At 58.0% G+C, this 14,765-nt stretch carries 9 protein-coding genes and 2 pseudogenes; 3 read left to right on the forward strand and 8 right to left on the reverse strand.

Annotation, left to right across the window (positions count from 1 at the left end):
• Window positions 1–23: 23 nt before the first annotated feature.
• The 3 genes and pseudogenes from LGQ03_RS14620 (at window position 24) to LGQ03_RS14630 (ending at window position 7,889) form a co-directional block, all read left to right on the forward strand.
• Entirely contained in the window at window positions 24–4,529 is a 4,506-nt protein-coding gene (locus LGQ03_RS14620; RefSeq protein ID WP_226748997.1) for a hypothetical protein, read from the forward strand.
• The gene (locus LGQ03_RS14625) at window positions 4,526–6,184 is read left to right on the forward strand and encodes a hypothetical protein (protein WP_226748998.1); all 1,659 of its coding nucleotides are present in this window, start codon (window positions 4,526–4,528) and stop codon (window positions 6,182–6,184) included. The genes LGQ03_RS14620 and LGQ03_RS14625 overlap by 4 nt, the downstream gene beginning before the upstream one ends.
• Before the next feature lie 879 nt (window positions 6,185–7,063).
• A pseudogene (locus LGQ03_RS14630) lies at window positions 7,064–7,889 on the forward strand (IS5 family transposase).
• Window positions 7,890–8,076: 187 nt separating this feature from the next.
• On the opposite strand, the pseudogene LGQ03_RS14635 reads toward LGQ03_RS14630, so the two are convergent.
• The 8 genes and pseudogenes from LGQ03_RS14635 to LGQ03_RS14670 form a co-directional block, all read right to left on the reverse strand.
• A pseudogene (locus tag LGQ03_RS14635) lies at window positions 8,077–8,280 on the reverse strand (IS3 family transposase); the annotation flags it as partial.
• Between the two features lie 350 nt (window positions 8,281–8,630).
• A complete protein-coding gene (locus tag LGQ03_RS14640; RefSeq protein ID WP_226748999.1) occupies window positions 8,631–9,398 on the reverse strand; it encodes a glutamine amidotransferase in 768 nt (255 codons plus the stop codon).
• Window positions 9,395–10,462: a phosphotriesterase family protein gene (locus tag LGQ03_RS14645; protein WP_226749000.1), complete on the reverse strand. Its 1,068-nt coding sequence runs from the start codon at window positions 10,460–10,462 to the stop codon at window positions 9,395–9,397. The genes LGQ03_RS14640 and LGQ03_RS14645 overlap by 4 nt, the downstream gene beginning before the upstream one ends.
• Window positions 10,463–10,464: 2 nt before the next feature.
• A complete protein-coding gene (locus tag LGQ03_RS14650) occupies window positions 10,465–11,112 on the reverse strand; it encodes a TenA family protein (protein WP_226749001.1) in 648 nt (215 codons plus the stop codon).
• Between the two features lie 3 nt (window positions 11,113–11,115).
• Window positions 11,116–11,958 (reverse strand): BtpA/SgcQ family protein, encoded by an 843-nt coding sequence (locus tag LGQ03_RS14655; protein WP_226749002.1) that lies wholly within the window; start codon window positions 11,956–11,958, stop codon window positions 11,116–11,118.
• 64 nt (window positions 11,959–12,022) lie between these two features.
• Window positions 12,023–13,024, reverse strand: a complete 1,002-nt coding sequence (locus LGQ03_RS14660) for an ABC transporter permease (RefSeq protein WP_226749003.1) — start codon at window positions 13,022–13,024, stop codon at window positions 12,023–12,025.
• Window positions 13,021–13,821, reverse strand: a complete 801-nt coding sequence (locus tag LGQ03_RS14665; protein ID WP_226749004.1) for an ATP-binding cassette domain-containing protein — start codon at window positions 13,819–13,821, stop codon at window positions 13,021–13,023. The genes LGQ03_RS14660 and LGQ03_RS14665 overlap by 4 nt, the downstream gene beginning before the upstream one ends.
• Complete coding sequence (locus tag LGQ03_RS14670) at window positions 13,818–14,750, reverse strand: substrate-binding domain-containing protein (RefSeq protein ID WP_226749005.1); 933 nt, start codon at window positions 14,748–14,750, stop codon at window positions 13,818–13,820. Before LGQ03_RS14670 ends, LGQ03_RS14665 begins: the two co-directional genes overlap by 4 nt.
• Window positions 14,751–14,765 lie beyond the last annotated feature (15 nt).

Here is a 14,765-nt window from a genome sequence, read left to right on the forward strand (position 1 = left end):
CTGGCGACCGTCCCGGTAACTTCATGCCAACAGATTTGGATCTCCTTCCGCCAGACATCCTGTTTGACCCGAAATTGCACCCACGCGGCGATGTCTTTGGGAATATGAAACCCGACTGTCCGCTTACCATGCTGCCGATCCGGATCGAAACCGTGTTTTCCGGTGGCAGCCCGCCGGCGACGCTGCACGTGCGGGTTTACCCTGACGACATCCACATGAATGACCACGACACCCGTCTAACACAGGACGAGGAGACCATTGGTCTGGAGTTCTGGAAAAGGTTCGAGGCGGCTGCCGGAGATGACAAGACCGAACAAGCGCTCAGGGCCTGGATTATTGATGCGTTATCTGAACGCCGTGCGGCCTATGTCATCGACGTCACACGTACCAATCCTGCAACCGACATTAAAAGGGCGAGAAAACCACGACCCGCCCTTGCTGCCTGTCTGCCCAAGTTTTGGCGGGTTGTCGGGTACCGGCGGCGCGCAGATGGCACCTTGGAGGAGATGGTTTCTGAGGATGGGGCACAAATTGAAAAAACGCTATGCCTTGATCCGCTTTATGGTGATGGCAAGGACCGCGATGCCCCGCCGCAGCGAAACATCGTATGGATGAAAGACTATTCCAAGGCCTTGGAATTTGGCATGGCCGTCGATGTCCCGCTTTTTGGAAAGAAATGGACGCAAGAAGATGGCATTGCGCTGCTGCTGGTCTATGGCGTCAACGCACCGGCTTCGCGTGAGCAAGCCCGGGAGTTGGAAACGTTGATGACGGCGCATCGCTTTTCTGGCGGGCTTGCGTTTCAGGCGCAGGGTGTTCCAACGAACTCGGTCGAGGATCGTCGGAGTCCGATTACAACAGACCCAACAGTGGAAGATGGCACGCTCGACACGGTCCTGTCTCCGCTGGATCTGACCGAAGCACCCGAGGCGAACGGACGCCGGTTGTCGCACCTGTTGGGGGGAACCGATGGGGGTCCGCTCGAACGTGTCGACGGTGCCGAACGCGAGGAAGACAGCGGTCAGCGCTGGATGAACGAAGCACTGTGGCCTGTTACTTGGGGGGCGTATTTCAACGCGCTGCTGGTTGACCCGTCCGGCAACCGATCCCTGCCTGATGGGGTGGTGAATACGGCCCGCGACGCGTTTCTCTACGATGTGCGGGGCGGCGGGCCATTACCGGCGTTGCGCGTCGGCACGCAACCCTATGGTATCCTGCCGGTGCGCGCACATCACGTCCCCACGGCCTGGAAAAGCCCCGATCCTTGGTTCGAAACCATCCTGCTGCGGCTGCGCGACGTATGGCTGGACGGCACACCGCTTGTGCCGAAACTGTCGGCTCGCGGCAACGGCCCGCCGGACGAAGAACTGACCGATGTCGTGCAGGTGCTTGGCGCGCAACCCCACCCATCACGGTTCCTTGTGCGCAAACTCAGGGATTGGCGCAACAACAGCTATGACGATGAATGGGCTTCCATCCTTGCGGCCTTCGGGTTGTTCTTTCTTGCCGGCAATGATCCCCATTACGGCCATCCCAGTCTGTCCGTGCTGGGCCAGTGGGGTTGGGGCCTTGCCATGATGGGCGATGAGGCACCCTTAGACGCGGGCGCAAACATGCCTCCGGACGCGTTTGCAGCGCTTATTGAGGGCGATTTTTCGTCGGCTGAGGCTCAGCTGGAATTCCTGATGAACTTGCGTGACAACGTCGCAGATTTGGTCGAGGATTCTGACAAGATTGACGGTGCCCGCGTCTGGCTGGATCGCAGCATTGCAATCTTGAACGCCTATTTCACCCGTCTGGAACCACTGCTGTCTGATTTGGGGAACCTTCCGTTGTCCAAGGTTGCGGGGGTTTTGCATGACGAGACCCAAGACCCGATTATTGGCATGCATATCTATGACAACAAGACCCGGGAATTTACCCGAAGTCTGGTAATGGGGGGCTTTTCCGGCGATGGACAATCCATTCCCGCGCAACCCAGCACATACCTCGCCAAAGCGCTTGCACAGGTGCCTAACGATTCGCGACGTGATCTGAGTGCCATGTTGGATTTGGTCAAGCCACCTGTGGGTACGACCGGCAATACCCTGAACCAACCGCGCATGCCGTCGCAATCAAGCGCACGCATCGAAGGATTGAGGGGCACAACAGCCTTGCGCCCTGCCCCATCGGTGGTGCAGCCCAATCCGGCAGACTTCTTCACCGAGAACACTCAACGCATCCCCTTTGACCGGCCAGATGAAAAACCTTTGCTACAGCAGCTGGTTGACGCCGCCGTGCCAGAATTGCGGGATGGAGAGCGCACCGGCTTTAGGGCAGCCCTCAAAGGTCTGCTGGGCCTTCCTGTCCCGACGCTGGAATGGCACCTGCGCGAAACTCTGGGGCTTGCGTCGCATCGGCTGGATGCTTGGTTAACGGCGCTGGCCACACGGCGTTTGCGTGACCTGCAGCCGAACGGTCGCGCGCAATACGGCGGATATGGGTTTGTGCTGGATCTGAAACCCGATGAAAAACTGCGCGACAGCGACGGCTATCAGCACGCGCCTTCAACGCAACAGGCCGTCACAGCAGGAATTCTGCGATCTGCCTGGCGCAATCACGGGCGCGATGATCAGGCGTCTCCATTGGCGGTCAACCTTCAATCGGACCGCATCCGAACGGCAGATCGATTGATCCAGGCTGTGGCTCAGGGCCGTGAACTGGGCGATGTGCTGGGCTATGACTTTGAACGCGGACTTCACGACAAGGGTCTGGACCGGTTGCTGAACGCAATCCGCGTCGCGGTGCTGCGAGCGGACGGCAAACCGCCGCGCGTAGATGGGCCGATGGATGGGCTGTCGTTGATCGAAGCCTTTGACCGCGGTGATCTGCAATCCACGCTGGACAGGATCAAACCCGATACGGACAAAACCGATGTCGAAACCCTGATCAAATCGGTCAAGGCAAGTTTTGATGCACTTGGCGATGCGGGCCTGACAGAGGCAGTTCATTACCTTGCGCAGGGCAATGCCACCCGTGCGGCCGCAATACTGGATGCAATCTCGCTGGGAGAAGCACCGCCAAGCGAATTACGTCACGCCCGCACCGACATCTCAAAATCTGAGCTTGCGCATACAGTCGCCCTTTCGTTGCCCTTGCCTGCCAAGGACGCGCCGCCCCAGACCGGGTTGGCGGCTAGCCATCCAAGCCTGAACGCGTTTATCGAGCCGCTTCTGCTCGGCTTCTCCCGACTGACGGTTCAGGTGATCACCAAAGATATCGTGCACGACGTTCCACTGAATGCCCTTGGGCTGAGCGCACTGGATCTTGTTCTCGAAGCTGCCCGCCCGGCCGCGCTGGGTCAGCGGGCGATGATCCATTTGGTCAACACCGGCGCAGAGCTGCCGCCTGATGCGTATTGTCCAACATCATTGACCGAAAAGCCGATAGGCAGCGTGTCGCCGGATCTGGAAGACTTTGAGGAGCTCTGCGTTGCACTTGCAGATCATCTCAGCTCTTTGCGACCTCTGATGCCCGATGCTTTGACGACAGGTCTTCCAAACCGATCGATCAGTCTAGATCAGACGGCGCTGAGCAAGAAACTGAAAAACGAATGCCAAAACATCAAAACAGCAGCCGATCATCTTGAACAGGTCATAGACGGAAGCCTAAACGGCGCCGAGGAGCAACTGCTGAACGCGCTGGCTGACCTCGCAAAACTGGGCTTCCCGGCGGCCCTTCCGGGCACCGAGCTTATTGCAGACCCGCATTCCCACGCTTTAAGGGTTTTTGCCAGATCGGCGGTGAAAGCGGCACGCAAGCGAAGCGAAGCGGCGAGCAGTATTCTGGAAAATGCTCCATCGCTGGATCAGTGTCTTGCCCTTGCGAAAAAGCTAAGCGGCAATCGCTTGCCGGCAGAAGTGAAACTGAACGGCGGAACATTCGGTCCTCGCAATGGGATACAGATGTCCCCCTTGGCGGTCGAGTTAGCGGATTGGGCGGGCAAATACGCCCATATCCGCCCTGATTTGCGGCGCTGGACCCGTGCGGTTGATACCGCCCGCCTGTTGGCCCCCGACTTGACGTTCAATATAAAACTCCGCCAGCATAGCAGCAAAAAGCTTCCGCGATGGATGGGATTGCATCTGCCACCGGAAGGGTCGGATGGCGGGTCCAGCTGGGTGCTTGTCGATGGGGGCGGAGTGCCAAAATTGAAAAAGGGCTCAAGCAGTACCGGCTATATCATTGACCGATGGACCGAACGGCTGCCTGCGCCTGAGGCCACGACCGGTGTTGCATTTCATTTCGATGCACCTTCCTCCAAACCACCGCAAGCCATTCTGCTCGCTGTCACACCTGAAGAAGGGATGCCTTGGTCCGACGCGTTGCTGCGGCGCACGCTGATCGAAACCATCGAGAACGCTCAGTTGCGCGCCGTCACCGGCACCGAGCTGGGCAAACTTGGCCACCATCTACCCGCGATCTTTGCCAAGGGTGGGCTGGACGCCGGTCCCCAACCCCCGCCCCCAGCTGAGGAGAACACTGAATGAGTACGCGGTGGGACCGGTTAGAGCCGAACACAACTGATGAAACCTTGCGCGAAGGGGTGGAGGCGCGCGTGGCCGATCCGCTTTGGATGCTGGCACGACAATGGCAAACTGGGGAATTCGACGGCGAAGACGCCGCCTCTCCGGTCGCGACCTCGCTGACGACCGAACGCACACCCATCACCCAGTTTCATGCGCCGGACGGCACTGTTCAAGACCTGCGCAACAGCTCGGTGCCCCTGGAGGCCAAGGTCGAAGCCATTCTCCCTTCGACACACAGTGCCGAAGATATTGCTTCGCTGTGCAACGCTGCACTGCATGCTTGGACTTTGTCCGGCATCAAGTCTTCCGATTTACTGGTCAAGCTGCAAACAGCCTATCCTTTTGACGCCGAGGCCTATCGCACCGGGTATCCGCTGCGTCCAGCAGCCGAGCGCAGACTGCGTCTCTTGGCGCGGAACGCGTTTGATCCTTTTGCTTTGGTCGCAGACAAAGGAAAAAGCCTGCCTGCGAATTACTTTGACAGCGATTGGATCACTGCGGTCAAAGGCTTGTGCGATGGCCGCGGACGCGAAATCGCCGAGACCGCGTCAACATGGCAATCTGATCGCCTGTCCTACGAGGCGACCGTTTCAACAAAATCCGAATCCGGGCAGCTGGCCCTGAAAACCGACAATTACGGCGGCGGGCGGTTGGACTGGTACAGTTTCGACCATGATTTTATCGATACGGATGTGCTGACCGGCATTTCCAGCACTCAGACGAAAGAACCGATGCCCTCAGCCCTAAGCTATGTCGGGCAGCCAGTCCCACGGTTTTGGGAGTTTGAGGATGGCACAGTGCACTTTGGAGGGATTAGCGCAGGCCCCGGTGATACAGCCAGGATGATCGTTGCGGATTTCGCAGCCATTGGCGGGGATGACATGTTTGTCCTGTCGGTGGCAGCCCCCGTGGGATGTTTCACGCGGGTGACAGAATTGAAGGTTTTTGACAGTTTCAACCGCGAACACACGATCCCTCCTGCGCTGGTTGCAGATCGGTCGGGGTTGGACGATCCAACAGCAGGTTTTGCCCTGTTCACAGTTAAGGATGCCGTTCCCCAGAAAGACACATCCGACTGGTTGCCGATCCTGCCAGTCACTGCAGGTGCCATGAACGGACCCGCGATTGAAACGGTCGGGTTTCGCCGCGATGAAGAGGCAAACCTTGCCTGGGCCATCGAGGAAGAGATCGAAGGTCCTTTTGGTCTTCCGTTGCGACGCAGGCAAGCCTGGGAAATCCCGGACGAACCCGTTCTTGAGGACGATTCAGCATGGCCATATCGTCTTCAAACAGCGGTTCCACCCTGGTGGATCCCACTGGTGCCAGAGCGCATCGACAAGACAGATCAGATCCAGTTGCGGCGCGCACGGCTCGGCGTTTGGGAAACGATGGACCCTGCCAAAACCGGGCCCAAAAGCCGGATCATGGATCCCACTAAAGCGGTCATTTTGGCGGAACACGCCGTCCCGAAGGCCGGTCTGCAGCTGATCCGCCACTGGCAAATCGCTCGCGGCTATGACGGGCAAGTTGTGTTGTGGCAGTCTTGGAGTCGCAGCTTTGGGGCCAAGGAAAGAGCCAGCGGTCTGAAGTTCGACACGATTGACCGGAAATGGTGATCAGAGATCCAAGTGACTTTGCGCCCGGCGCAAAAAGAGAGGTCGCGCATTTAAAGGCCTGTGACGTTGCACACCTGATCACCATGACTGCGCGCTATGCCACATCGATACGCCCGGTGCAGACAGCAGCTCCATATCCATCCAGATCAAGGCGGGTATTGGAAACGGAGACCAACGCAGGTTCTACGGCCAGAAAGACGGATATTGTCGGAGGCCAAAGGTCCCAACGAACACGACGCATTTCCATGACATTTCGACAGATGAGATTCAAGAATTGAGTTCCAGAGTTTCAAACGAGCGCGACAGCCTCAAACGCGACGCAACACGATATTCGCGATAAAAGCATGAACATGAACTGCACACGACACCACTCTATCCATTGAAATATATTTGAAATATCTACCACCCATCAGCGGACAAACGCAAAAACCATCCTCGAATAACCGCTTCGCACCTGTTGTCGGACCTTGGTACGGGGCGCAGCATCCGGAAAAATGGGCTCGAAGCGGACATGCGGCAGCGCGGCGCGCCGGAGGGCTGACGGCAACAGTCAGCTGCCTTCGCTTCCTGCCCAAAGCTTCCGTTCGCGGGACACTCACCATGCTGCGTCTGCAACCCAGAGAGCGGACATTGGCTTCGTGCAAAAACTCTGGGGGGGGGAAGGATTCATATCCGTCTCCCCCCACTGCAGTGGTTCGATATTCAACACTCGATAGTTATGAGTGACCAGTCCCGTCACCCAATGAGAAGTCATCGTCGCTGAGTTATTCGTTTGCGCAGTGAACGCGACTGGAAAAATAGAATCAACATTGCAACGCACGTGCATCTACGGTCAGGACCCATTGATTTCCACCTGACGGGGCGATTCACCGCTGAAAAATGGGGGTGAACACGTCTGCTCTTTTCTGGCTGACGGATGCGCAGATGGCGCGCCTCGAGCCCTTCTTCCCGAAATCCCACGGCAAACCGCGCGTCGATGACCGGCGCGTGTTGAGCGGGATTATATTCATCAATCGAAATGGCTTACGCTGGCGTGATGCGCCGGCAGCCTACGGCCCCCACAAGACGCCTACATTCGCTGGAAGCGGTGGAGGTGAGTAGCAAGCGCCACCGGTCCGAGCGCGGCCACGAACAGGGCGTCTTCGCCCGGATCATGGCGGGTCTGGCGGCCGGGCACGGCGAGAAGAAGACCGTCATGATCGACGCGACCTATCTCAAGGCCAACCGGACAGCGACCAGCATGGGCGTTAAAAAGGGGGGGCGCGGTCGCCTGATTGGTCGCACCAAGGGCGCCATGAACACCAAGCTGCACGCCATCTGCGACAGCGAGGGACGCCCGCTCGACTTCTTCGTCACCGTTGGACAGGTCAGTGACTATATCGGCGCGCGGGCTTTGCCGGATGGTTTGCCAAAGGTCGAATGGCTGCTTGGAGACCGAGGCTACGACGCCGATTGGTATAGAGATGCCTTGCAAGAGAAAGGAATACGCGCCTGCATCTCTGGACAAAAACAGCGCAAGAAGACGGTGAAATACGACAAACGCCGCTACAAACGTCGCAACCGCATTGAGATCATGTTTGGCAGGCTCAAGGATTGGCGGCGCGTTGCAACCCGCTACGACAGGTGTCCAAAGACATTCCTCTCGGCCATCGCGCTCGCAGCCGTCGTCATCTACTGGTTACGAGTCATGACCCTAGTCCACTGACATCAGACGACTTATACTTCAAAATACTGGGTGAAAATGGCGGACTGGGGATCAGTCTACTTCTCACGCACAGCTCTCTTTCAATAAATAAATCAATGATTTAATAAACCTTCTCGCTAAGGTATGGGTAGCAATCTGTGTAGCAGATATATTATTCTGAGCTGCTGCCGGTTCTGTGGACACGAGGTTAGGTTTGCATAGCGCGGTCCTCGAACGCCATAGGGCTGAGATAGCCCAGCTTTGAGTGGCGTCGTCTCGGATTGTAGAAGCGCTCGATGTAGTCAAACACATCGGCGCGTGCCGCATCGCGTGTGCGGTAGACTTTGCGGGCTGTCCGCTCGATCTTTAGCGACGAGAAGAAGCTCTCCATCACCGAGTTCTCCCAGACATTGGGCCAATATTTCTCGGCGAGACTTCCGGCTGGGATGAACCCATGCCGGGGGACGAGTTCTTTCTGGACTTCGCCGGTTCCGGTCTGCATCTGATCGACGCGAAATGGTAGGCTTGTCGTCTGGAACCCAAACTCGCCTGTATGTCTGTATTTTTTCAGGAAGGACTTGGTGCGTTGCGGAACAGGCCCGCCCCCGGCGCGAGGTCACTTTGACCCAAGCCCAATGACTTGCCCGCCGCTATGAAACATTGCGGCGGGCAAGTCATGTTGAGTAATCCCATCACATGCCAATATGACCTGTGCGGCTTTTATCACAGCGACGAGACTTGTGCGCGGGCGACCATTTAGGATCAGATGTCGCGCGCAGCCCAGCCGATCATATTGCAGAATAATCTGTCATAGCCATCCCATTCAAGGAATGCGGGAGGCAGCCAGTGCTCGCTCATGTCGGACATCCATGCAACGGTGCGGCCCTCTCCAAACTGTCCGGTTGCAAGCAACGGCAGGCCACGCTGGGTCTCAGGTAGGGACAAAATCAGCTTAACCTCGGGCGCGTCTTTGAGTTTTACCTCGTTCACACCAAGCAGGTAAGGCCATTCCCCCGTGATGCCGTCAAGGATCGGATGATCGGCCATGTTCACGACGGGTGCGCATCCCTCGGGTATTTCCATGCGGTCGTCTGACGACATGCACTCGACCGGCAGTGCAGCCTCGACAGAAGTCTTATGCCAGCGCGCCTTGCCGTCGATCCCTTGGAACGAGAAGTAGCCACCTATCATGATCAGACCGCCACCCTGTGCAGTCCAGTCGGCCAGCAGGTTGATCCGGTTCGCGACACGTTTGCCGCGCAACCAGACATCAGGATGCAGAAGCAGGGTGTTGGCGCCGATATCGGACAAAATAATGACGTCGTAGTCCGAGAGGCCGTCCGGTGTCGTTGGGAAATCGGCTGCGGCGTCGTGGGCCGGCATATGCGTGACGTCATAGCCGCCCGTTTTCATGCCCTCCATGAAACGCTTGTGCCCCGTGTGAAAGGTGACGCTGCCAAACTGGTCGAAACCCTTGTAATGCGTCGAGGAGCTGACCCAGCTTTCGCCAACCAGAAGCACTTTTTTCATGTCGTTTGTCCTGTCGTTATTTTGCGGGCAAGGGCGTGTCGTGGGTTGTCCACCATCAGTTTCAGCAGATCCCCCTCCGTCAGGCCGTGGCGCAGGAGCCTGGGCAAAAAATGTCGCTGCACATGGGCGTAGCCGTTACCCCCATAGGCGCAGAGCATCATCTTAATGAAGACGTCTTGCGACAACAGGATATGGTTGCCGTAGCCAAGATCGAAAAGATTGACGATGGCGGCGGCATTTTCTTCATCGGATGGGCATTGCACGGCCTGATCGGCATACCAGAAATCCATGCCGATCATGTCGTATTCCAGAAACGCTCCGCGGTCGGCCAGGCTGCGTTGATAGGCCAGATCCTTGCCCGATGGATTCATGTGGCACAGGATCACCCTGTCAGTGGGCAGACCGCTTCTTTCGACCAGATCAAGAACGTCGTGGGCCAGCCTGAACCAGCCCGGAAGATGGACCATCAGGGGCAACCCCGTTGACGCAGCGGCCGTAGCCGAAGCCGCCAGAACCTTTCGTTCGGCAGTTGTGAAATCGGAACTGACGCCGATTTCACCGATCAGTCCGATCTTCGTCTGGTCCGGACCAATGCCGACCCGTGCCTCATGGATTAGCTCGTCCGTGATATCGGCCTCGCTCATCCCGGACAGATAGTCCGGATGCGAGGTATGAAGATAATATCCTGCGCCCATGATGATGTTGAGCCCTGTCTTGCGCGCGATACGGGTCAGAGCTTCGGGATCCCGACCGATGCCCTTGCAGGTCGGATCGACGATGGTGGCCCCGCCTTCGGCAGCGAACAGCATCAGTTCGCGCACCGCCAGATCCTCATCATCCAGCGCGCAGTTCTCTCGATTGGCGAAAGGGTCGTGTCGCAACTGCGACAGAATCTCCGGCGTGATCGGAACATCCAGAATGTCGGACGAAAAATCCGGTTCATGTCCGCGCCACCAGCAGCGGCAGTCATTCAGGATATGCTCGTGCATCAGGGTGACGCCAAGAGTGTCCCGGGGCACCGGCCCCAGCACCGTCATGACGGTTTGGGAAAATTCCGTGTCCATGCCTAGCTTCCCTCAATCTGTGCTGTGTCTCGGTAGGCCGCCGTGTGGAAATCGATCTCCAGCTGCGTCACCTGATCGAAGATCGCGCAAAGTCGGTCTCCGTCCGTCTCCGCGCCATAGGTGTCGATCGCCTGCTTGAGCCAAAGCGCCTGATCGGCAAAGCCAGTGGCGGTATGCATATCCACCCAGGCGCGCAGATCAAGATCGGTGATCTGTGCGCTGTTCGTGTTCCGGCACCACGTCCAGTACATCCACTCTGCCGCGAACATGGCGGTCAGCACATCAAGGAAGCTGCCCGCGCGCGCAATGTCCAGCATGCCTGCATCGAAGGCGGTCACGGCAAGGGGCATGCTGTCCGCCACAACGATCCCGCGGCGGGCAAATATCTCCTCGAAGTATGGCACCTGAGTGTTGGCCAAGGCATCCTGCACACCAATCAACCAGCGCCTTGCCGTGATGTCGGGCGCCTTGATCGTCGCGAATGCAAAGATAGAAATTGCCGTTTCCACGAATTGGCCTTCGTAAGCCAGATAGCGATGGAAAACCTCCTTATCCAGCCCGCCGACCTGGATGTCGGCGACGAAGCGATGCTTCAGCATCCGGTTCAGAACGGCATCATTGGCCGACAGGATCCTGTCCGAAAGCAACATGGCTCAATCACCTAGCGCGGGTGCTGCGGCGGCCACAAATGACCGCACGCGCGCGGCTTCTACCGGGTTCCACCAGACACCGCCTTCTTTCAGTGAGGACGCAACGATGACGGCACTTGCGATCGACAGGATGTCGGAGATGTTGCCTTCGGTCACGCCCGAGCCGACCAGAACCGGTAGGTCCGTCGCATCCGCAACTTCGGCGATCTCTTCCATCGTGGCGCTGTTTCCGGTCCGCTGACCGGTAGCGATGACGGCATCCACGTCGAAGAAGGCCAGATCCCGTGTCAGCTCTGCAACGCTGCGATCTGCCGTGATCGAATGGCTTCCGTGTTTGACGTGGCTATCGGCGAATACTCTGATCCCCTCTCCGCGCAGGGCAGACCGGTAGCGCATCGCCTCTGCCGCGCGGCCTTCCATGAAGCCTTCGTTGGCGACATAGGCATTTGCCCATTGATTCACCCGGATGAACGCTGCCCCCGTTGCCCGCGCGATGGCGAATGCGGGAAGGGGCGCATTTGCCAGCACGTTGATCCCGATGGGGACATCAAACTCGCGCTTGATGCGGTCGACGACGACGGACATGAACGCCGGTGTCTCTGGGCCGATGTCGTCCGGTTTGGCAAAAGGTACGTCGCCGTGGTTTTCAACGACCAGCCCGTGCAATCCGTTGCTGATCAACCGGTCCGCATCGCGCATGCAGGCGTCATAGATTTGGTCCAGCGTTTCGCCGCGATAGCGCGGCGAACCGGGAAAGGGCGGACAGTGGATCATGCCGATCAAGGCTTTTGGCCGGCCGAATAACTGCGTGATGGCGTTGCCTGCGTTGTCAGAGATAGATTGCATTTCAGTCCTATTTTTTGCGCCGTGACCTGTCCGATTGGGACAAGCCACGGCAGAGTCCGACCGTTCAGGCCTTGCGCTTGAACTTGAAGTTCGCGGTGAATATCCGGGTATTGAGCCAGATCGCGATCAGGATGATCGTGCCGGTCACGATTTGAGTGAAAAACGGCGACACATGAAGCAATATCAGACCGTTTCCGATGACCGCGATGGTCAACGTGCCAAGCAGTGTGCCCAGAATGGACCCGCGGCCGCCGAACAACGACGTTCCGCCCAAAACAACGGCAGCGATGACCTGTAGCTCGAAGCCGACCGCGGCATTCGAAGACCCTGATCCCAGCCGGGCCGCGATCAGAAGGCCGGCAATGGCGCAGGCAATTCCAGACAGCATGTAGACCGATGCGATTGTCCACTTCGCGGGCATCCCGACGCGACGTGCAGCTTCGGGGTTGGAGCCGACGGCAACAACCTGGCGGCCATACATCTGGCGTTGGATGATGACCGCGGCGAAAGCGGCGATCAGCAGCGCAATCACCGCCGGCACCGGTAGACCTAGGATCGTCCCACGACCCAAGGCAAAGAACCCGGGCACATCGTCGATCGGGATCGAGTACCCTTTCGTCATGTACAAGGCGAAGCCACGGAGGATCGAAAGGCCCGCCAGTGTCACGATGAAGGCTGGGATCCCTTGGTAGGCAATGAACCAGCCCTGCACCAGACCGATCATCGCGCCAAAAGCGAGCATCGCAAAGACAGCGAGGGGCCAAGGGATACCGAATGACAGGATCAGTGCGACCGATGCACTGATGATCGCCACCTGCGAGCCCACCGACAGATCGATGCCCGCCGTGATGATGACGAAGGTCATCGCGACCGCGACGATCAGGATCGGAGCCGCCTGCCGCAGGATGTTCAAAATGTTGCCGACGCTCAGAAAAACGTCGGTCGTGACTGAAAAGAAGATCACGCAAACCGCGAAGAAGAACGAGATGGACAGAACTTGTGCGTTCTCTGTCAGGAAATCAGCCAGTGCCGATCCTTGACCACGCTCTGTGTAGGCGTTGCTCATATTTCTTCTCCCTTGCCAACAATCAGCTTCACCAGATCCTCAAGGCTTGTGGTGCTGATGTCGCGTTCTGCCACCTTGGTGCCCTCGTACATGACCGCGATCTTGTCACAGACGCGGAACAGATCCTGCAGGCGGTGCGTAATTAGGATAACTGACACGCCCCGCGCTTTGACGCGGTTGATCAGCCGCAACACGGCCTCGACCTCGGCGACTGCCAATGCAGATGTCGGCTCGTCCATAATCAGGACACGCGGATTGAACGACGCAGCGCGGGCAATTGCGATGGCCTGGCGTTGTCCGCCGGACAGTTGTGCAACCTTGGCCGTCAGCTTCGGAATGCGGATGTCCAGATCATCCAGCATCTCGCGGGCTTTGGCGCGCATGCTGCTATTGTCCAGAAACGACATCTTTGTCATTTCGCGACCGAGGAACAAGTTCCCCATTACATCGATGTGGTCACACAGGCTCAGGTCCTGAAAAACCATCTCGATAGAACGATCCCTTGCATCAGCTGGATTGGCAAATCGAACGACCTCGCCATCGATGCTGATGGTTCCTGCATCGGGGACATAGGTGCCGGAGATGACTTTCGTCAGCGTCGACTTGCCGGCTGCATTGTCGCCGATCAATCCGAGACATTCCCCTGGGGCAATATCCAGATCGACGCCTCTTAGCGCCTCGATGGATCCGAAGTTCTTCTTGATGCCGCGCAAAGAGATGCGCGGCACTATGCCCGTGCCGGAGGACGCAAGGCCCTCCGGCTCCCGGGCAATGCTCTGTGCTGGCCCTGCTTTCACTCGAAAATGCTCCGGAAGCTGTCGACGTTTTCGCTGGTCACGATCGTGACAGGCACGGCGATGGTCGCTTCAACCTCTCCGCCACTGCTCAGGGTCTTGAGCGCTTCGACCGCAGCCGCACCCATTCCCGCCGGATCCTGCTGGATCACCGCCGCGACATAGCCTTCATCGATGCCGCGAATGGCCTGCGCCGTAAGATCCCAGCCGAAGATCTGGATGCTGTCCTGCTTGCCTTGGCTTTCGACAGCAGCGACCGCACCCACAAGCGCCGGCTCTCCCGTTGCGTAGATCGCGGTCAGATCCGGATTCGCGGTAATCATGTTCTCAGCCGCGGCCAAGGCAAGATCCTGCACGTTCTGGCCATCTACTACCCCCGTCTCGGTAACACCCTCTGCACCTGAGATGACATTCACGAAACCGTCCTGCCGGATGTTCTGGATCGAAGAATTCAGGGCGCCTACGACGCCGATATTCGCCGTGCCACCCATATCGCTGACCATGTAGTCCAGAAAGAATGCGCCCATTTCAGCGCCAGCGCTTTCGTTGTTCACACCGACCTGCGCGGCATGCGGACCTTCCGGAAGAACGGCATCAACTGCGACGACAGGAATACCAGCGTCCGCGGCCTGCTGGACCGCTGGCATGATGCCATTGGTGTCGATTGCCACGACAATAATACCGTCTACACCCTGCTGGATGTAGGTTTCGATAGCACTGTTCTGCGCGGCGGGATCATTGTTGGCATTGAATACAACCAACTCGTCCCCAGACGCCTCTGCCGCCGCGACCGCGCCTGCGTTCATCTGATTGAAAAACAGTGCCTGCTGGTTGATCTGCACCATTGCAAAGGTTTCGGCGTTTGCAGAGGAAGCCATCACGCAAGCCGTAGCTGTGGCCGATAGTAATGCCGTCTTTATAAAGCGTGTCATATTTGTCTCCGTTGG

The organism is Loktanella gaetbuli, assembly GCF_020531945.1.
Taxonomy (GTDB): Bacteria; Pseudomonadota; Alphaproteobacteria; order Rhodobacterales; family Rhodobacteraceae; genus Loktanella; species Loktanella gaetbuli.

Excerpts from the sequence above, each read along its gene's own strand:
- LGQ03_RS14620 (WP_226748997.1), top strand. The coding sequence starts at position 24 with ATGCCAACAGATTTGGATCTCCTTCCGCCAGACATCCTGTTTGACCCG.
- LGQ03_RS14625 (WP_226748998.1), top strand. The coding sequence starts at position 4,526 with ATGAGTACGCGGTGGGACCGGTTAGAGCCGAACACAACTGATGAAACC.
- LGQ03_RS14640 (WP_226748999.1), bottom strand. The coding sequence starts at position 9,398 with ATGAAAAAAGTGCTTCTGGTTGGCGAAAGCTGGGTCAGCTCCTCGACG.
- LGQ03_RS14645 (WP_226749000.1), bottom strand. The coding sequence starts at position 10,462 with ATGGACACGGAATTTTCCCAAACCGTCATGACGGTGCTGGGGCCGGTG.
- LGQ03_RS14650 (WP_226749001.1), bottom strand. The coding sequence starts at position 11,112 with ATGTTGCTTTCGGACAGGATCCTGTCGGCCAATGATGCCGTTCTGAAC.
- LGQ03_RS14655 (WP_226749002.1), bottom strand. The coding sequence starts at position 11,958 with ATGCAATCTATCTCTGACAACGCAGGCAACGCCATCACGCAGTTATTC.
- LGQ03_RS14660 (WP_226749003.1), bottom strand. The coding sequence starts at position 13,024 with ATGAGCAACGCCTACACAGAGCGTGGTCAAGGATCGGCACTGGCTGAT.
- LGQ03_RS14670 (WP_226749005.1), bottom strand. The coding sequence starts at position 14,750 with ATGACACGCTTTATAAAGACGGCATTACTATCGGCCACAGCTACGGCT.